The sequence below is a fragment of the Buttiauxella gaviniae ATCC 51604 genome (assembly GCF_001654835.1).
Lineage (GTDB): Bacteria > Pseudomonadota > Gammaproteobacteria > Enterobacterales > Enterobacteriaceae > Buttiauxella > Buttiauxella gaviniae.
Genome location: NZ_LXEP01000007.1, coordinates 53,327 through 70,209, shown reverse-complemented (window position 1 = coordinate 70,209; position 16,883 = coordinate 53,327). Strand labels below are relative to the sequence as shown.

At 49.6% G+C, this 16,883-nt stretch carries 16 protein-coding genes, 5 tRNA genes and 1 other RNA gene; 12 read left to right on the top strand and 10 right to left on the bottom strand.

Features of this window, described 5'->3' with window-relative positions:
- Positions 1 to 19 precede the first annotated feature (19 nt).
- The 10 genes from pal to pnuC all read left to right on the top strand — a co-directional run bounded on the left by pal (position 20) and on the right by pnuC (position 4,416).
- Positions 20 to 541 carry a peptidoglycan-associated lipoprotein Pal gene (gene pal / locus M977_RS04540; protein ID WP_064512605.1) on the top strand — a complete coding sequence of 174 codons (522 nt, stop codon included), beginning with the start codon at positions 20 to 22 and terminating at the stop codon, positions 539 to 541.
- Positions 542 to 550: 9 nt separating this feature from the next.
- Positions 551 to 1,348, top strand: a complete 798-nt coding sequence (gene cpoB / locus M977_RS04535; RefSeq protein ID WP_064512603.1) for a cell division protein CpoB — start codon at positions 551 to 553, stop codon at positions 1,346 to 1,348.
- A gap of 164 nt (positions 1,349 to 1,512) precedes the next feature.
- Positions 1,513 to 1,588: transfer RNA gene (locus tag M977_RS04530), tRNA-Lys, on the top strand.
- Positions 1,589 to 1,603: 15 nt separating this feature from the next.
- Positions 1,604 to 1,729: non-coding RNA, RtT sRNA (locus M977_RS04525), on the top strand.
- 44 nt (positions 1,730 to 1,773) lie between these two features.
- A tRNA-Lys gene (locus M977_RS04520) sits at positions 1,774 to 1,849 on the top strand.
- 195 nt (positions 1,850 to 2,044) lie between these two features.
- Positions 2,045 to 2,120, top strand: a tRNA-Lys gene (locus tag M977_RS04515).
- A 33-nt stretch (positions 2,121 to 2,153) separates the two neighbouring features.
- A tRNA-Val gene (locus M977_RS04510) sits at positions 2,154 to 2,229 on the top strand.
- Between the two features lie 3 nt (positions 2,230 to 2,232).
- Positions 2,233 to 2,308, top strand: a tRNA-Lys gene (locus tag M977_RS04505).
- Positions 2,309 to 2,533: 225 nt separating this feature from the next.
- Positions 2,534 to 3,595 (top strand): quinolinate synthase NadA, encoded by a 1,062-nt coding sequence (nadA, locus tag M977_RS04500; RefSeq protein WP_064512596.1) that lies wholly within the window; start codon positions 2,534 to 2,536, stop codon positions 3,593 to 3,595.
- A gap of 104 nt (positions 3,596 to 3,699) precedes the next feature.
- Positions 3,700 to 4,416: a nicotinamide riboside transporter PnuC gene (gene pnuC, locus M977_RS04495; protein ID WP_064512594.1), complete on the top strand. Its 717-nt coding sequence runs from the start codon at positions 3,700 to 3,702 to the stop codon at positions 4,414 to 4,416.
- Here pnuC and zitB read toward each other — a convergent pair whose 3' ends face one another.
- Both zitB and M977_RS04485 read right to left on the bottom strand, forming a co-directional pair.
- Positions 4,417 to 5,349 carry a CDF family zinc transporter ZitB gene (zitB, locus tag M977_RS04490; RefSeq protein WP_064512592.1) on the bottom strand — a complete coding sequence of 311 codons (933 nt, stop codon included), beginning with the start codon at positions 5,347 to 5,349 and terminating at the stop codon, positions 4,417 to 4,419.
- A gap of 119 nt (positions 5,350 to 5,468) precedes the next feature.
- Positions 5,469 to 5,840: a YbgS-like family protein gene (locus M977_RS04485; RefSeq protein ID WP_064512590.1), complete on the bottom strand. Its 372-nt coding sequence runs from the start codon at positions 5,838 to 5,840 to the stop codon at positions 5,469 to 5,471.
- Positions 5,841 to 6,165: 325 nt separating this feature from the next.
- Between M977_RS04485 and aroG the strand changes: the two genes are divergently transcribed.
- The gene (gene aroG, locus M977_RS04480; protein ID WP_064512588.1) at positions 6,166 to 7,218 is read left to right on the top strand and encodes a 3-deoxy-7-phosphoheptulonate synthase AroG; all 1,053 of its coding nucleotides are present in this window, start codon (positions 6,166 to 6,168) and stop codon (positions 7,216 to 7,218) included.
- 63 nt (positions 7,219 to 7,281) lie between these two features.
- Here the strand turns inward: aroG and gpmA are convergent, their stop codons facing one another.
- From gpmA to modE, 7 genes are all read right to left on the bottom strand, one after another.
- Positions 7,282 to 8,034 carry a 2,3-diphosphoglycerate-dependent phosphoglycerate mutase gene (gene gpmA, locus M977_RS04475; protein ID WP_064512586.1) on the bottom strand — a complete coding sequence of 251 codons (753 nt, stop codon included), beginning with the start codon at positions 8,032 to 8,034 and terminating at the stop codon, positions 7,282 to 7,284.
- Between the two features lie 209 nt (positions 8,035 to 8,243).
- Positions 8,244 to 9,284 carry a galactose-1-epimerase gene (gene galM / locus M977_RS04470; protein ID WP_064512585.1) on the bottom strand — a complete coding sequence of 347 codons (1,041 nt, stop codon included), beginning with the start codon at positions 9,282 to 9,284 and terminating at the stop codon, positions 8,244 to 8,246.
- Positions 9,278 to 10,426: a galactokinase gene (gene galK / locus M977_RS04465; protein WP_064512583.1), complete on the bottom strand. Its 1,149-nt coding sequence runs from the start codon at positions 10,424 to 10,426 to the stop codon at positions 9,278 to 9,280. The genes galM and galK overlap by 7 nt, the downstream gene beginning before the upstream one ends.
- Before the next feature lie 3 nt (positions 10,427 to 10,429).
- Positions 10,430 to 11,476, bottom strand: a complete 1,047-nt coding sequence (gene galT, locus M977_RS04460) for a galactose-1-phosphate uridylyltransferase (protein WP_064512581.1) — start codon at positions 11,474 to 11,476, stop codon at positions 10,430 to 10,432.
- Positions 11,477 to 11,485: 9 nt separating this feature from the next.
- Positions 11,486 to 12,502, bottom strand: coding sequence for a UDP-glucose 4-epimerase GalE (galE, locus tag M977_RS04455; RefSeq protein ID WP_064512579.1), 1,017 nt, complete (start codon positions 12,500 to 12,502; stop codon positions 11,486 to 11,488).
- 235 nt (positions 12,503 to 12,737) lie between these two features.
- The gene (modF, locus tag M977_RS04450; protein ID WP_064512577.1) at positions 12,738 to 14,207 is read right to left on the bottom strand and encodes a molybdate ABC transporter ATP-binding protein ModF; all 1,470 of its coding nucleotides are present in this window, start codon (positions 14,205 to 14,207) and stop codon (positions 12,738 to 12,740) included.
- Between the two features lie 76 nt (positions 14,208 to 14,283).
- Entirely contained in the window at positions 14,284 to 15,075 is a 792-nt protein-coding gene (gene modE, locus M977_RS04445) for a molybdenum-dependent transcriptional regulator (protein ID WP_064512575.1), read from the bottom strand.
- 128 nt (positions 15,076 to 15,203) lie between these two features.
- Between modE and M977_RS04440 the strand changes: the two genes are divergently transcribed.
- On the top strand, positions 15,204 to 15,353 hold the full coding sequence (locus M977_RS04440) for an AcrZ family multidrug efflux pump-associated protein (protein WP_064512573.1): 150 nt from the start codon (positions 15,204 to 15,206) through the stop codon (positions 15,351 to 15,353).
- A 32-nt stretch (positions 15,354 to 15,385) separates the two neighbouring features.
- Here M977_RS04440 and M977_RS04435 read toward each other — a convergent pair whose 3' ends face one another.
- Positions 15,386 to 16,666, bottom strand: coding sequence for a DUF445 domain-containing protein (locus M977_RS04435; protein WP_064512571.1), 1,281 nt, complete (start codon positions 16,664 to 16,666; stop codon positions 15,386 to 15,388).
- Positions 16,667 to 16,883 lie beyond the last annotated feature (217 nt).

The window sequence follows — 16,883 nt, the reverse complement described above, 5'->3', positions numbered from 1 at the left end:
ATATTAAAGGATCAAAGAAATGCAACTGAACAAAGTGCTGAAAGGGCTGATGCTGGCACTGCCTGTTATGGCAATCGCTGCGTGTAGTTCTAACAAGAGCGCCAACAACGAGAGCGGCGAAGGTATGCTGGGCGCCGGCACTGGTATGGACGCTAACGGTAGCAATGGCAACATGTCATCTGAAGAACAGGCTCGCCTGCAGATGCAACAGCTGCAACAGAACAACATCGTATACTTCGGTCTGGATAAGTATGATGTTTCTTCTGACTTCGCTGCAATGCTGGATGCACACGCTAACTTCCTGCGTAGCAACCCATCTTACAAAGTGACCGTAGAAGGTCATGCGGACGAACGTGGTACCCCGGAATATAACATTGCCTTGGGTGAGCGTCGTGCTAGCGCTGTTAAGATGTACCTGCAAGGTAAAGGCGTTTCTGCAGACCAGATCTCCATCGTTTCTTACGGTAAAGAAAAACCAGCAGTACTGGGTCATGACGAAGCGGCTTACGCTAAAAACCGTCGTGCCGTACTGGTTTACTAAGAGAACTGCATGAACAGTAACCTCAGACATCACTTGTTGAGTCTGTCGTTACTGGTTGGCATAGCGGCCCCCTGGGCCGCTACTGCTCAGGCGCCAATCAGTAGTGTCGGCTCAGGCTCGGTCGAAGACCGTGTCACTCAACTCGAGCGTATTTCTAACGCTCATAGTCAACTTTTAACCCAACTCCAACAACAACTCTCTGATAATCAAAATGATATTGATTCCCTGCGTGGTCAAATTCAGGAAAGCCAATACCAATTGAATCAGGTTGTTGAGCGTCAGAAGCAAATTTTATTGCAGATAGACAGCCTTGGTAGTAGTGGTGCAGCAGGACAAGCGGCTGGTAGTACCGATCAGGGGGCTGCAGCGGCAGCTACACCGGATGCTGGTGCGGCAGCTCAGACACCTGCAGCAGCCGCCCCTGCGCAAGGTGGTGACGCTAACAGCGACTACAATGCGGCTATTGCCATGGTGCAGGATAAGTCCCGTCAGGATGAAGCCCTTGCTGCATTTCAGAGTTTTGTTAAAAAGTACCCGGATTCAACTTACCAGCCAAATGCAAATTATTGGTTAGGTCAGTTGAATTACAACAAGGGGAAAAAGGATGATGCGGCGTTTTATTTTGCCTCTGTGGTGAAAAATTACCCGAAATCACCTAAGGCTCCAGATGCAATGTATAAAGTCGGTGTGATCATGCAAGACAAAGGCGATACCGCAAAAGCGAAAGCTGTGTATCAACAAGTGATCAAACAGTTCCCAAATACCGATGGCGCAAAGCAGGCTCAAAAACGTCTGAATGCGATGTAGTGTGTGCGGCCTGACCAGATATTGCTGCTTTTCTGGTCAAGCCGGACAAAACACAAGCCATTAGGTGATCTTGATCGAAATTCTTGTTGCGTCAAAATCTTAAATCAGTAATATATGCCGCCGTTGCCAAGGGATATCAAACAAACCGAAAGTGACACGAAATTGGGGCGTTAGCTCAGTTGGTAGAGCAGTTGACTTTTAATCAATTGGTCGCAGGTTCGAATCCTGCACGCCCCACCAATTTCGATGTAGTACGAAGTCAGTGAATCGTGAAGGGTTTGAACCTGCAGCAGGTTCGAGTTGAGCGAAAGCGAAACAGCGTTGCGTAGCAACGACCCGGAGGGTGAGGCCAAAGGCCGAATCATCCTGCACGCCCCACCAATTTCGATGTAGTAAGTGCCTGAAGAAGCAGTAAACCGCATTGCGGGGCGTTAGCTCAGTTGGTAGAGCAGTTGACTTTTAATCAATTGGTCGCAGGTTCGAATCCTGCACGCCCCACCAATTTCGAAGCAGTACGAAGTAAGTGAATCGTGTAGGGTTTGAACCTGCAGCAGGTCGACAAAATCGTCGGGAACGATTTTGAACGCCGCTCGCGGCGGCCCGGAGGGCGAGTCTCAGGAAGAGACGAGTAATCATCCTGCACGCCCCACCAATTTCGATGTAGTAAGTGTTTGAAGAAGCAGTAAACCGCATAGCGGGGCGTTAGCTCAGTTGGTAGAGCAGTTGACTTTTAATCAATTGGTCGCAGGTTCGAATCCTGCACGCCCCACCAATATTTAAGTAGTGCGAAGTAGTACCGAAGTTTGGGTGATTAGCTCAGTTGGTAGAGCACCTCCTTTACACGGAGGGGGTCGGCGGTTCGAGCCCGTCATCACCCACCATTCGGGGCGTTAGCTCAGTTGGTAGAGCAGTTGACTTTTAATCAATTGGTCGCAGGTTCGAATCCTGCACGCCCCACCAAATTCAGAAAAAAGCGCCTTTTGGCGCTTTTTTCGTTTCTACAGCCTGAACGAGTTCCTCCTGCTGCAGGGGGAAGGCATTGGGCTGAGGTAACTGTAAATTCCCCACGACAATTCCTCCGTAATTCGCTATCTTGTTTAGCATACAAAACAACCGTGGCCATTTCTGGTAGGTCTTCGCCAGAATAGTGCTAATTTGGTTAAGTCAGTCAAACGAGAAAGCACTATGAGCGTAATGTTCGATCCAGAAGCAGCGATTTATCCCTTCCCACCTAAACCACAGCCTTTGAGCGCGGATGAAAAGCAATTTTACCGTGAGAAAATCAAGCGTCTGCTGAAAGAGCGGAATGCTGTGATGGTGGCTCATTACTACACTGATCCTGAAATTCAGGCTCTGGCTGAAGCGACGGGGGGGTGTATCTCTGATTCGCTGGAGATGGCGCGTTTCGGAGCCAATCATCCAGCAACCACGCTGTTGGTTGCCGGGGTACGCTTTATGGGGGAAACCTCGAAAATCCTCAGCCCAGAAAAAACCGTTCTGATGCCAACTCTGAATGCAGAGTGCTCTTTGGATCTCGGCTGCCCAATCGAAGAGTTCAACGCCTTCTGCGATCAACATCCTGATCGCACAGTGGTGGTCTATGCTAATACTTCCGCAGCGGTAAAAGCGCGTGCGGATTGGGTTGTGACTTCCAGCATTGCAGTTGAATTAATTGAACATCTGGACAGTCTGGGCGAGAAAATTATCTGGGCTCCGGATCGTCATCTGGGAAATTACGTTCAAAAGCAGACTGGCGCTGACGTGTTGTGCTGGCAGGGCGCGTGTATCGTACATGACGAGTTCAAAACTCAGGCGCTAACGCGCATGAAGGCACTTTATCCTGATGCAGCTGTATTGGTTCACCCGGAATCACCGCAAGCAATCGTTGATTTGGCCGATGCTGTCGGTTCTACCAGCCAGCTGATTGCTGCAGCGAAAACGTTGCCCCACAAGAAACTGATAGTGGCCACAGATCGTGGCATTTTCTACAAAATGCAGCAGGCATGCCCGGATAAAGAATTGTTTGAAGCGCCAACCGCAGGAGAAGGTGCAACGTGCCGGACCTGTGCACATTGCCCATGGATGGCGATGAACGGCCTTAAAGCCATCGCTGAGGGGCTAGAACAAGGCGGAGCGGCACACGAGATCCATGTTGATGCTGCGCTGCGTGAGGGCGCGCTGGTGCCTTTAAATCGAATGTTAGATTTTGCCGCTGAGTTGCGACGCAATGTTAAGGGTAATGCGTAAGGGTTTTTATCCTGTCATATTTGAAGCTGCATCTGCGTTGGCTACGTTCACGTATCCTTGATGCAGCTTCAATTATTTTGGGAATACCTTAAAAAGGAGCGAATATGGACTTTTTTAGCACGCAGAACATTTTGGTTCACATACCCATCGGGGCTGGCGGGTATGATTTATCGTGGATTGAGGCAGTCGGGACACTAGCGGGTTTACTCTGTATCTGGCTGGCAAGCCTTGAGAAAATCAGTAACTACGCATTTGGTTTAATTAACGTCACTCTATTTGCGATTATTTTCTTCCAGATTCAACTCTACGCGAGCCTTCTGCTACAACTGTTCTTCTTTGCGGCTAATATTTATGGCTGGTATGCCTGGTCGAGACAGACCAGTGACAATCAGGCTGCACTCCATATCCGTTGGTTACCATTACCTAAGGCGCTGGCCTGGATTGTATTCTGCGTCGGTGCTATTGGACTGATGACAATCTTCATCGACCCAGTATTTGCTTTCCTGACTCATACGGCGGTTTCCGTTATGCAGGCTTTAGGCATGAATGTAACGATGCCTGATCTTCAACCTGACGCTTTCCCATTCTGGGACTCTTGCATGATGGTACTGTCCATCGTGGCGATGATTCTGATGACTCGTAAGTACGTCGAAAACTGGCTACTTTGGGTGATCATTAACATGATTAGCGTGGTTGTTTTTGCCTTGCAGGGCGTCTATGCAATGTCGCTGGAGTATTTGATCCTGACGTTTATTGCGCTCAACGGTAGCCGCATGTGGATCAAAAGTGCGCATGAACGTGGCTCACGCGCCTTTTCCTAATCAGTGGTGATGATGAGCATGGCCAGGATGGTCATGCTCGTTTAAATCGCAATCCTGCCCATGGCAAAGCTGATACTCCATCTGCACCGTGGCATGTTCAATCTGATATTCCTCTTTTAAAAAATGATGGATGCGTTCTAGCAGAGCATCATGATCGTGTGGAGGTACCACCTGAACATGCAGAGTCATCAACGGCTTCTCACCAACTAACCAGATATGGACATGATGAACATTCCTTACTTCCGGAATAGTTCTGGCCAGTTTGCGCTTTAGTACCGGAATATCAAAAGCATGAGGTGCGCCTTCGAGAAGCTCATTGACGCTCTCTTTAAGCAAACTCCATGCGCTACGTAGCACCAGGCACGAAACCAGGATGGAAAGGATAGGGTCAATAGGTGTCCAGCCTGTCCAAAGAATGATCAGTGCCGCAGCAATGGCTCCTACCGAACCTAACAAATCTCCTAAAACGTGCAGGGCTGCGGCGCGAACGTTAATATTTTTTTCTTCGTTTCCGCGATGCAATATCCAGAACGAAAATAGATTCGCCAGTAACCCGGCAAACGCAATAATCAGCATCGTCCAGCCGACTATGGGTTGCGGATGATAAAAACGGACTACTGCCTCCCAGACAATCAGAATCGTAATTACCACCAGAGCAATGGCATTCACAAAGGCAGCAAGTGTCGTCAACCTTAACCAACCGAAGGTATGGCGAGTATTTGGTGGACGGCGCGCAAACTGTACTGCCAGCAAAGCTACCAGTAATGCCGCTGCATCTGTCAGCATATGACCCGCGTCAGCGAGTAGGGCAAGCGAGCCAGAAAGCACACCACCGATGACTTCGGCCACCATAAAGAGCGCTGTGACGGCAAAAGCCCACAGAAGGCGCCTGGAGTTGGAATCACTCGGGTTATGTTGATGTGTATGCGCCATGGTTCCTCTGTATCCGTAAAGCAACAATGCGCTAATTATAAACACTAACATTGTTAACTTGTTGAATAACGCTCATAAAAAAGGAGAGCCTAAGCTCCCCTTAATTTTCCGGGCTTAATTTACTGCGAGGTGCCGTCCACTTTCGTGTTCACGTCATCTCCGCTACCGGTTTCTACCTTTTTGTTCATATCCGGGCATTTCCCGTCCTTACACATCGAATTTTTATGGATTTCCTCTTTGCTCATTCCATCGTTGCTCATCCCGCTGCTGCTGGTTGAGCCATTAGGATGAAGCATAGTGCCGCCATTACTGATATTGCTATTATCGACGTTTTTGGGTGCGAGATTCTGATTCGCATCGGGCGCAACCTGGCCTGCTTCGGCACTTGCATTTGCCTGGCCGTTATTGCTCCCGCTGGTTTCAGCGGCCATTGCAAGACTGCTTGCTACAGAAAGGGTTGCTGTCAGGAAAAGTGCAGTTAATTTATTCATTTAATGCTCCTGTTATGGTCGTTATTGCTGGATAACTTCTTCCAACAGTGCACTGGCTTTATTCTGTGCCTGGTACTTTTGTCGGCTTAATATGTCAGCCATGAAAGCCGCATCAGAATACAATTTTGCTAATTGAGTGTTTTTCAGTGTTAACAATTAAAAATTGTAGCGGGAAACCGGGTTTTTACCATTTTTTGACGCTTTTTAGGTCATTTCCAGGAATATTCTGCCTGAAGTGTAAAAGCCCGTTTACACTTCAGGTCTGAAGCGATAGATTGAAGGGATTGCAACTAAGCTAAATCTCAAGGCCATTCCCGGAAATATCATGAATTATCAGAATGACGACTTACGCATTAAAGAAATCAACGAACTTTTACCGCCAGTAGCGCTGCTCGAAAAATTCCCCGCCACTGAAAAAGCCGCCGCAACTGTATCTGGTGCGCGCAAAGCGATTCATAAGATTCTGAAAGGAAATGATGATCGTCTGCTGGTTGTCATTGGCCCTTGCTCAATTCACGATATCAAAGCGGCGAAAGAGTATGGCGCGCGCTTGTTGACACTGCGTGAAGAATTGCAAGGTGAGCTGGAAATCGTTATGCGTGTCTACTTCGAAAAACCACGTACAACGGTGGGCTGGAAAGGTTTGATCAACGATCCACATATGGACAGCAGCTACCAGATCAACGATGGCTTGCGTATTGCCCGTAAGTTATTGCTGGATATCAACGACTCTGGTCTGCCAGCGGCAGGTGAGTTCCTGGATATGATCACCCCGCAGTATCTGGCGGACTTGATGAGCTGGGGTGCCATTGGTGCACGTACTACAGAATCTCAGGTTCACCGTGAACTGGCGTCTGGCCTTTCATGCCCGGTTGGCTTCAAAAATGGCACAGACGGGACCATGAAAGTTGCGATCGATGCGATCAATGCAGCTGGTGCGCCGCACTGCTTCCTGTCTGTGACCAAATGGGGCCACTCTGCTATCGTGACTACCAGCGGAAACGGCGACTGCCACATCATCTTGCGCGGCGGCAAAGAGCCAAACTACAGCGCAGCGCATGTGGCTCAGGTGAAAACCGATCTGCAAAAAGCTGGCCTGCCTGCCCAAGTGATGATCGACTTCAGCCACGCGAACAGCAGCAAGCAATTTAAGAAGCAAATGGAAGTGTGCGCAGATGTTTGCCAGCAAATTTCTGGTGGTGATGCCGCGATTACTGGTGTGATGATTGAAAGTCACCTTGTAGAAGGCAACCAGAACCTGGAAGGTAGTGAGCCGCTGGTTTATGGCAAGAGCGTGACCGATGCATGTATTGGTTGGGAAGATACCGAAACTGTACTGCGCCAGTTAGCTGATGCAGTAAAAGCACGCCGCGGCTAAGTTTTAACGCGATAACAATAAAAAAGGCGTGGTGAGAACCACGCCTTTTCCACATCTAACGAATTACTTCGCTTTACCCTGGTTTGCTACCGCTGCGGCTTTTGCTGCGATTTCATCAGCATTGCCCAGATAGTAACGCTTCAGCGGTTTGAAGTTCTCATCGAACTCATATACCAACGGCACGCCAGTTGGGATATTCAGCTCAAGAATTTCGTCTTCGCTCAGGTTATCGAGGAATTTAACCAATGCACGCAGTGAGTTACCGTGAGCGGCCACAATCACACGCTCACCGCTTTTCATGCGTGGCAGAATGGTTTCGTTCCAGTAAGGGATAACGCGATCGATAGTTAGCGCCAGGCTTTCAGTTACCGGCAACTCTTTATCGCTCAGGCTTGCATAACGTGGGTCATGGCCTGGGAAACGTTCGTCATCACGCGTCAGTTCTGGAGGTGTGATCGCAAAGCCACGACGCCATTGCTTAACTTGCTCATCACCGTATTTCTCAGCAGTTTCAGCTTTGTTCAGACCCTGAAGTGCACCGTAGTGGCGCTCGTTCAACTTCCAGGACTTCTCAACTGGCAGCCATGCCTGATCAAGTTCATCGAGGATATTCCACAGTGTATGGATGGCACGTTTCAGCACTGAGGTATAAGCAAAATCGAAAGAGTAACCTTCATCTTTCAGCAGTTTACCTGCAGCTTTCGCTTCAGTTTTGCCTTTCTCAGATAGATCAACGTCATACCAACCTGTGAAGCGGTTTTCGTTGTTCCACTGGCTTTCACCGTGACGAACCAGAACCAGCTTAGTAACAGCCATAGTTTACTCCTTAATAAGCCTGCGATTAATGATAACGATTATCATTATATTGCCGCGAAGGGGCAAGCGGCAATGCTAAACGTTTAACATAGCGAAAAAGAGTGTGGAGTGTAAGGTGGATGTGAATGGTTGTTATATTTTTGTCGCTAAATGGTGGGAAATCCAGCGATCAGGATAAGAATCGCCCTCCATTGCGGAGGGCGAGAAATTTAAAGTGCAATAAACTCGTATTCCGTAACGCTTAAATACTCTTCATTTGGCTGTAACCAGCAATCGGGTTGTGGCCATTCAGGGTGATTTGGGCTGTCCGGCAGGAACTCGCTTTCGAGCGCCAGGCCCTGATAAGCACTATAGGTACCTTGCTCTCTTGCTGGCGTTCCTTCCAGGTAATTGCCACTATAAAACTGCAGGGCAGGAGCTGTGGTATAGACCGTCATTTGCAGTTTATTATCGCTCGACCAGACGTGTGCAGCTGGTTGGCTGGCATCGCCTTGCGCCTGCAACAAGAAAGCGTGGTCGTAGCCTTTCACCAACAGCTGGTCGTTGTCATGTAGGAAATCATCGGCGATAGTTTTTACCGTGCGGAAATCAAAGCCTGTATTCGTAACATCGGCAAGTCCAGCTTGCGGGATACCGTTGCTATCGACTGGTAAATAGCTATCCGCGAGCAATTGAAGACGATGTTGGCGAATATCATTTTGCTTACCATCGAGATTGAAATAAGCGTGATTAGTCAGATTTACCGGGCATGGTTTACTGGTTTTGGCACGGAATTCGACGGTGATGCAGTTATCTTCGGTAAGCGCATAACGCGCAGTTGCGCGCAACTCGCCGGGGAATCCCTGGTCGCCATCTTGAGAATCAAGTGTATATAGCACTTCATGCTCATTCTGGCGCACAATCCGCCAGCGGCGTTTGTCAAAACCATCAGGTCCACCATGCAACTGATGTGCACCCTGATTTGCTGTCACGTTAATAGTGACGCCATCGCGCTCAAACTGGCTGTTCGCAATGCGGTTGGCATAACGGCCGACAGTGGCGCCCAGATAAGCGGCCTGATTCAGATAATCTTCTGGCGTTTCACAGCCAAGCAGCGTTTCACGCACCGTTCCATCTTTCATCGGCACGCGGCATGACAGCAAGGTTGCGCCCCAGTCCATTACTGTGACCACCAGCCCCGCGCTATTGCGCAGAGTGGAGATGCGGAAGGGCTGCCCGTCAGGTGCGAGCTGTGGTGTTTCTTTTAGCATTGGCCTGCACCCTCCGAAGGTTTGCATACATAGAAGGTTTCTTTGATACCGGTTTTCGCTTCGTACTGTTTTTCGACAGCCTGTTTAACCGTTGGAACCAAATCTTCCGGAATCAGCGCTACGATACAACCACCGAAGCCGCCGCCGGTCATACGCACGCCGCCTTTGTCACCGATAGTGGCTTTGACGATTTCAACTAAGGTGTCGATTTGCGGCACGGTGATTTCGAAATCATCGCGCATAGAAGCGTGAGATTCAGCCATCAGCACGCCCATACGTTTCAAATCACCTTTTGCCAACGCATCAGCAGCTTCTACGGTGCGGATATTTTCAGTCAGGACATGGCGTACGCGTTTCGCAACAATCGGGTCAAGCTCATGAGCGACTTCATTAAACTTGGAGAGCTCAACATCGCGCAGTGCTTTCTGAGTGAAGAAACGCGCACCGGTTTCGCATTGCTCGCGACGAGTATTGTATTCACTGCCAACCAGAGTGCGTTTGAAGTTACTGTTGATGATGAGCACAGCCACACCTTTTGGCATTGAAACGGCTTTGGTGCCGAGCGTGCGGCAGTCGATCAGCAATGCATGATCTTTTTTGCCTAATGCTGAAATCAGCTGATCCATAATGCCGCAGTTACAGCCCACAAACTGGTTCTCTGCTTCCTGTCCATTCAGGGCAATTTGCGAACCATCAAGTGCCAGGTGATATAACTTCTGGAACACCGTGCCCACTGCCACTTCCAGCGATGCCGATGAACTCAGGCCTGCACCTTGTGGCACGTTACCGCTAATCACTAAATCTGCACCGCCGAAGTTTTTATCGCGTTTTTGCAGATGTTTAACCACACCGCGAACATAGTTGGACCACTGCTGGGTGTCGTTGCTCATGATGGGTTTATCGAGCGAAAACTCATCTGTCTGGTTATCGTAATCGGCTGCGATAACACGCACCATGCGGTCATCACGCTTCGCGCAGCTGATAACCGTCTGGTAATCGATAGCGCACGGCAGAACAAAGCCATCATTGTAATCAGTGTGCTCGCCAATCAGGTTAACCCGGCCCGGAGCCTGAATTGTGTGGGTCGCCGGATAACCAAATTGTTCGGCAAAGATGTGTTGGGTTTTATCTTTCAGACTCATTTTTTATTCTCCGGATTGGCGAAAGTGAATATCGGATACGGCACGCAAGCGTTCTGCGGCTTGCTCTGCGGTTAAATCACGTTGCGTTTCGGCCAGCATTTCATAGCCGACCATAAATTTACGCACTGTTGCGCTACGCAGCAGTGGCGGATAGAAGTGAGCGTGCAACTGCCAGTGACCATTTTCCTCACCGTTAAACGGTGCACCGTGCCAACCCATGGAATACGGGAATGAGCACTGGAAAAGGTTGTCGTAACGGCTGGTCAGTTTTTTCAATGCCAGCGCCAAATCACTGCTCTGTTCGGCACTAAGATCGGTAATACGCAGAATATGTGTTTTTGGCAGCAGCAGCGTTTCGAACGGCCACGCGGCCCAGTAAGGCACTACGGCAATCCAGTGTTCGGTTTCTACCACCGTACGGCTGCCGTCTTTAAGCTCACGCTGTGCGTAATCGACCAACATCGGCGAGGCTGTTTCGGCAAAGTATTCAAGTTGCAGCACATCTTCACGCGCCACTTCGTTTGGCAGGAAGCTGTTTGCCCAAACCTGGCCGTGCGGATGGGGGTTGGAGCAGCCCATAGCAGCGCCTTTGTTTTCAAAAACCTGCACCCACGGATAGGTTTTACCCAGATCCGCAGTCTGTTCCTGCCAGGTTTTGACCACTTCTTCAAGTGCTGTTACGGAAAGTTGCGGTAGCGTTTTGCTGTGATCTGGGGAGAAGCAGATAACCCGGCTGGTACCGCGAGCGCTTTCACAACGTAAAAGTGGATCGCTGTTTTCAGGTGCGTCTGGGGTGTCCGTCATCAACGCGGCAAAGTCGTTAGTAAAAACAAAAGTGCCGGTATATTGCGGATTTTTATCGCCAGTGACGCGCGTATTTCCGGGACACAAGAAACAATCCGGATCGTGCGCCGGTAATGTTTCCTGTGATGGTGTTTCCTGGGCCCCTTGCCATGGGCGCTTAGCCCGATGCGGAGAGACCAGAATCCATTGTCCAGTTAGTGGGTTAAAACGGCGATGTGGATGATCCACCGGGTTAAACTGCTCCATCACATTTCCTTAGTCTGGATAACCTTGAGGATGGCGAGACTGCCAGCGCCAGGTATCATCTGCCATTTCTTGCAGAGTCCGGCTGACACGCCAGTTAAGTTCTTGGTCGGCTTTGGAGGCATCTGCCCAATAAGCGGGGAGATCGCCTTCACGGCGCGGGGCGAAGTGATAATTCACCGGCTTTCCGCAAGCGGTACTGAAAGCGTTGATAACGTCCAGCACGCTGCTACCGATACCTGCACCGAGGTTATAGATATGCACGCCAGGCTTGCCTTGTAGTGTTTGCATTGCTGCAACATGGCCATCGGCAAGATCCATCACGTGAATGTAGTCGCGCACGCCAGTACCGTCTTCGGTTGGGTAATCGTTACCAAAGACTGCCAGTGAATCACGACGTCCTACTGCAACCTGCGCGATATAAGGCATCAGGTTGTTTGGAATACCTTGCGGGTCTTCACCCATATCGCCTGACGGATGCGCACCTACCGGGTTGAAGTAACGCAGCAGCGCCACGCTCCAGTTCGGCTGGGCTTTTTGCAAATCAGCCAGAATCTGTTCAACCATTAACTTGCTGCGGCCATATGGGCTTGCAGGTGTGCCGGTTGGGAAGCTTTCAACGTAAGGGATTTGCGGCTGGTCGCCATAAACTGTGGCAGATGAGCTGAAGATGAAGTTGGTGACATTAGCCGCGCGCATGGCAGAAATCAGGCGCAAGGTGCCAGTAACATTGTTGTCGTAATATTCCAGCGGCTTGTTAACCGATTCGCCAACGGCTTTGAGCCCGGCAAAATGGATAACCGCATCAACCTGGTGATCGTGGAAAATTTCAGCCAGCAATGCTTCATCACGGATATCGCCGTCAATGAACAAAGGGTGTTTGCCACCAAGGCGCTCAATGACTGGCAATACGCTACGCTTACTGTTGCATAGATTATCCAGGATGACGACGTCATGACCATTCTGTAGTAATTGCACACAGGTATGACTGCCTATGTAACCGCTACCACCTGTTACCAATACTTTCATTTTGCTCTCCATTACGCGTATGGTATGTATTAAACATAGCATAACAGAGATGGCAAAAGTGTGACATGGGATAAATTAGTGGAATCGTTTACACTGATATATCAACAGCAACCTTTAGCAGTAAAAATGATTATAAAACAAATGGTAGCTACGAGGATGTTGCGGGTTGTCTGAAAGTAGGGTGGCTAAACGAAAACATAGCCACCCCGACGGAAAGAGCTTTGTCGTTCAGGCGCTATAAATCTTCAAACTCGTAGCGATACGCATCGTCACTGGCAACGAAAGTCAGCCGCTTAGTGATGCATTCAGGCGCGTCTTCGGCATGGTGAGAGACAAACAGCAACTGGGTTTCTGCTTCGCCAATCAAAATATCAATGAAACGGCGCACTAACTGGCGGTTCAGCGGATCCAGGCCCTGCAACGGTTCATCCAGAATTAACAATGTCGGGTGTTTAACTAACGCACGGGCAATAAGTGCAAGGCGTTGTTGGCCCCAGGATAAGCTGTGGAACGGTGCATCAGCGATGGCATTGTCCATGCCGAGCATGTTCAGCCATTCACTGGCGAGTTTTTGCTGGCGGTCGGAAACGGCCTGATAAATACCAATCGAATCAAAATATCCCGAAAGAACCACGTTTCTTACTGTGGTGCTCACGCGATAATCCAGATGTAAGTTACTGCTGACGTAACCGATATGTTTTTTGATATCCCAGATGGTTTCACCGCTGCCTCGCCGACGGCCAAACAGCGTTAGATCGTTGCTGTATCCCTGGGGATGATCACCAGTTACCAGGCTCAATAATGTCGATTTGCCCGCCCCATTGGGGCCAACAATTTGCCAGTGTTCACCAGGGTTTACCGTCCAGGAAAGCTTGTGCAGGATAGGCCGGTCATTATATTCCACCACGCCATCACGCAGAACAATGCGCGGCTGATCGGCAGGCAGAGTGTAACGAGCGCTTGGGTCATCAGCTTCCGGCAGCGCAACGCCTGCTAGTTTTTCGCTGTGGGCAAGTTGCGCGATTAACGCCTGTTCCAGTAGTTTTTGTTTTTCGCCCACTTCAATCAGCGCGCAATCTGCCAGCACGCCAGCATGCTGTACAAAATCAGGGATTTCATCGAAGCGGTTAAGCACCAGCACCACGGTGTAACCCTGCGTGCTTAGTTCACCCAATAGCTCTGCCAGTTGTACACGGGAATGCACATCCAGACCGTCAAACGGTTCGTCGAGAATCAGCAAATCAGGTTGTGACATCAGCGCCTGGCAGAGCAGCGTTTTGCGCGTCTCTCCGGTTGAAAGGTATTTAAAACGGCGAGTCAGTAACGGGGTAATGCCAAAAAGCTGGGCAAGTTTCTGGCAGCGGTTTTCATCTTTGACTTCATCCTGAATAATTTCTGCCGTCGTGCGGCCAGTGTCGTCTTCGTCCGGGCTCAACAGGTCAGTGTTATTGCGCTGCCATTCATCGCTGACTAATTTTTGCAGTTGTTCAAAGGAAAGATGAGCAATGCGAGAAAACGAGCACTGGCGCTCGCCTTTCTGTATAGGTAGGGAACCCGCAAGTGCGCGGGCGAGGGCTGATTTCCCACTACCGTTAGCGCCCACAAACGCCCAGCTTTCACCGGCGTTAACGGTTAAATCATTAAGGGCCAGAGTTCGGGTATCGCTAAGGTGAAAGACCCCTTGCGAAATTTGCAACGTCGACATAGAACATCCCATTTTTTGCAGTCATTAAATTCAGATTTACGGATTGCCTGTCTTGTTGTCAATTCGCCAGGTTTTTTTAGCACAGAGTTGCGATAATCACGCGATCGGCATTAAAAAATGCTATGACTTCAGCACCTTCTACCAGCTTCTGGATTTCCACCACGTTATTTGGAACGGTAGCACACAGCGTTTGCCCGTCAGGTAATTGCACCAGAACTTCGCTTTGTTCCGCACCTTGCTGAATATTGCTGACAATGCCGGTGAGTTGGTTGTCTGCGCCGCTGGCACGTTTTGCATCGGAGGTAATTTCCACCCACGGCGCTTTAATCAGCACAAGGACTTCTTTGCCTTCGCTCAAACCCAGGCGTTCTGCGCTTTGACGCGTAATTGCTGCTTGCAAACGTGTTGTGCCATCAGCCAGTAAGATATCCACGTGCTGTTGTACTTGTTCGCCATCCCGATGCAATACCGTGCCGAAAAGCTGATTACGGGCGCTGGTTTGCAATGAGAATCGTGAAATGGCTGCGAGCAGACTATCGAGCGGCAATGCGTCATCACGCAGCACATCAAAGGCTTTTTGTTGGATTTGCGCGAGCAGTTCATACAGTTGGATAAGACGCTCACCATAGCGTGTAAGTATCGCGCCGCCACCGCCTTTACCGCCTGTCGCTCGTTCAACTAATGTCTCATCGCTTAACTGATTCATCTCATTGATGGCATCCCAGGCACTTTTGTAGCTGATGCCTGCAAGCTTCGCACCCTGGCTAATTGAGCCGGTATGTTGTATTTGTTTAAGTAGCGCGATACGACGTGGATCGGCGAACAGCCGCTGCTGGAGTTTCAGCGTCAGTAAAATTTCAGCTTGCATAACCTCTCCGCAATAATGAAAACGCCATTTTCCTCTATTGCGCGGGGTTGGGCAAATCGCACAAAAGGAGAGTGCGTTTTTCTGTCAGGTCGTTAGAATAGCCGTTCTCACTTTTGTTGGAGGCATCCATGTTAGAGTTATTGAAAAGCTTGGTGTTTGCCGTGGTCATGGTGCCAATCGTTATGGCGGTGATTCTCGGTCTTATCTATGGATTGGGTGAAGTCTTTAACGTCTTCTCAAAAGTCGGTCACAACGACCAACCGAAACAAAACCATTGATTCTCTAACGCCCGCTGATGCGGGCGTTTTCTTTAGAAGTTCAGTAACGGCAGCACCGCCGGTATCTGCGATAGCAGGTACAACACCAGCCCGATTGATCCCCCAACCAGCGTGCCGTTAATACGGATAAACTGTAAGTCTTTACCGATATTCAGCTCGATTTGCCGCGACATATCCTGCGCATCCCAACTTTTGACCGTGTCGCTAATATGACGCGTCAGGAACGTAGCAAACTCAGGTGCGATCTTTTGTACTGCCTGCTCCAGATGCTCGTTTAATGAAGCGCGTAACGCGCTGTCGGCAACTAGCGTTTCCCCAAGCCACTGTCCAGCCTCAGCAATTCGCTGTTTCACGCGCGAGTCCTCAGCATTAACATCAACCTTCAGCCATTGCCGCAAATCGCCCCAAAGTTCGCCCAGATAGCGGTTAAATGCCTCATCCTCTTTCAAATAACTCTTGATGCTGTCTGCATTTTCCGCCATTTGCGGCGAGTGCTTAAGATTCTCGATAAGCTTTAATGTGGCTCGATCGAATGCCTGGCGGATCTGGTGGCCTTGATCGTGGCTGACATCATCAAGGAACGAGTTGACCGCATTGGAAACCAGCTGAGCGCTATGTTCCCCCAGCCATTCTGTCGGCAGAATGCTGGCTTTACGTGGGTGCTCCGTTTCCAGCCAGCGGACAATTTGGTGGGCAATAAACGCCCGCGTACTCTCACGTTTAATCAGTGTGAGCATTTGAGCAATCACTGCGTCGAGCAATTCCTGATGGCGGTTATTTTTGGTCAGGCTTTCCAGCAATAGAGCGCTTGAATGTGTTAAATCGACTTTATCAATCGCTTTGTGTACCGCCTGGCGGATCAACCGCTGAATACGCGCATCGTCTGTCAGATCCAAAAATGCGCTCATCACTTGCAACAGATGCTGGCCAACGCGCTGGGCGTTATCGGGCTTGCTGAACCACTGGCCAATCATATGTGCCGGTTCGTGGCGGCGAATCAGTGCTATGAGTGATTGAGTATCAAGAAACTTTTCCTGCACAAAGATGCCCAGATTGTCACCAATGCGGTCTTTGTTACGCGGAATAATCGCCGTATGGCGGGAAATAAAAGGAATCGGCACGCGATGAAACAACGCGGTAACGGCAAACCAGTCAGCGAGTGCACCGACCATAGCAGCTTCAGCAATCGCTTTTAAGCCGCTAACCCAGAATCCCGGTGGCAAAAAGAGGGTTATCACAAAAGTCACTGCCGCAATCAGCAGCAAGGAAAGCGCAAGGCGCTTGGTGCGTTTCAGTTCAGTCATTTTCTCCATCAACTAAGCATAGAACGGTGAGGACTGAAGCGGTAGGGCAAATTTGGGGTGCGATTCATCTTGCTCTTTTTCTGCTAATTAAATTCTCCACGTCTTCAAATCGTTATAAGAATCTGCCTGCAAGTGACTTGATCGACCCATGCATTTAACGATACTGTATATATATACAGTATTTGTTCGTGAGGGAATTTATGGCACCGCTAACTCGTTTTATTTT

Coding starts and splice junctions, on each gene's coding strand:
- pnuC (WP_064512594.1), top strand. CDS start 3,700: ATGGACTTTTTTAGCACGCAGAACATTTTGGTTCACATACCCATCGGG.
- zitB (WP_064512592.1), bottom strand. CDS start 5,349: ATGGCGCATACACATCAACATAACCCGAGTGATTCCAACTCCAGGCGC.
- galM (WP_064512585.1), bottom strand. CDS start 9,284: ATGCTAAAAGAAACACCACAGCTCGCACCTGACGGGCAGCCCTTCCGC.
- pal (WP_064512605.1), top strand. CDS start 20: ATGCAACTGAACAAAGTGCTGAAAGGGCTGATGCTGGCACTGCCTGTT.
- modF (WP_064512577.1), bottom strand. CDS start 14,207: ATGTCGACGTTGCAAATTTCGCAAGGGGTCTTTCACCTTAGCGATACC.
- cpoB (WP_064512603.1), top strand. CDS start 551: ATGAACAGTAACCTCAGACATCACTTGTTGAGTCTGTCGTTACTGGTT.
- M977_RS04435 (WP_064512571.1), bottom strand. CDS start 16,666: ATGGAGAAAATGACTGAACTGAAACGCACCAAGCGCCTTGCGCTTTCC.
- galT (WP_064512581.1), bottom strand. CDS start 11,476: ATGGAGCAGTTTAACCCGGTGGATCATCCACATCGCCGTTTTAACCCA.
- nadA (WP_064512596.1), top strand. CDS start 2,534: ATGAGCGTAATGTTCGATCCAGAAGCAGCGATTTATCCCTTCCCACCT.
- modE (WP_064512575.1), bottom strand. CDS start 15,075: ATGCAAGCTGAAATTTTACTGACGCTGAAACTCCAGCAGCGGCTGTTC.
- galE (WP_064512579.1), bottom strand. CDS start 12,502: ATGAAAGTATTGGTAACAGGTGGTAGCGGTTACATAGGCAGTCATACC.
- aroG (WP_064512588.1), top strand. CDS start 6,166: ATGAATTATCAGAATGACGACTTACGCATTAAAGAAATCAACGAACTT.
- galK (WP_064512583.1), bottom strand. CDS start 10,426: ATGAGTCTGAAAGATAAAACCCAACACATCTTTGCCGAACAATTTGGT.
- M977_RS04440 (WP_064512573.1), top strand. CDS start 15,204: ATGTTAGAGTTATTGAAAAGCTTGGTGTTTGCCGTGGTCATGGTGCCA.
- gpmA (WP_064512586.1), bottom strand. CDS start 8,034: ATGGCTGTTACTAAGCTGGTTCTGGTTCGTCACGGTGAAAGCCAGTGG.
- M977_RS04485 (WP_064512590.1), bottom strand. CDS start 5,840: ATGAATAAATTAACTGCACTTTTCCTGACAGCAACCCTTTCTGTAGCA.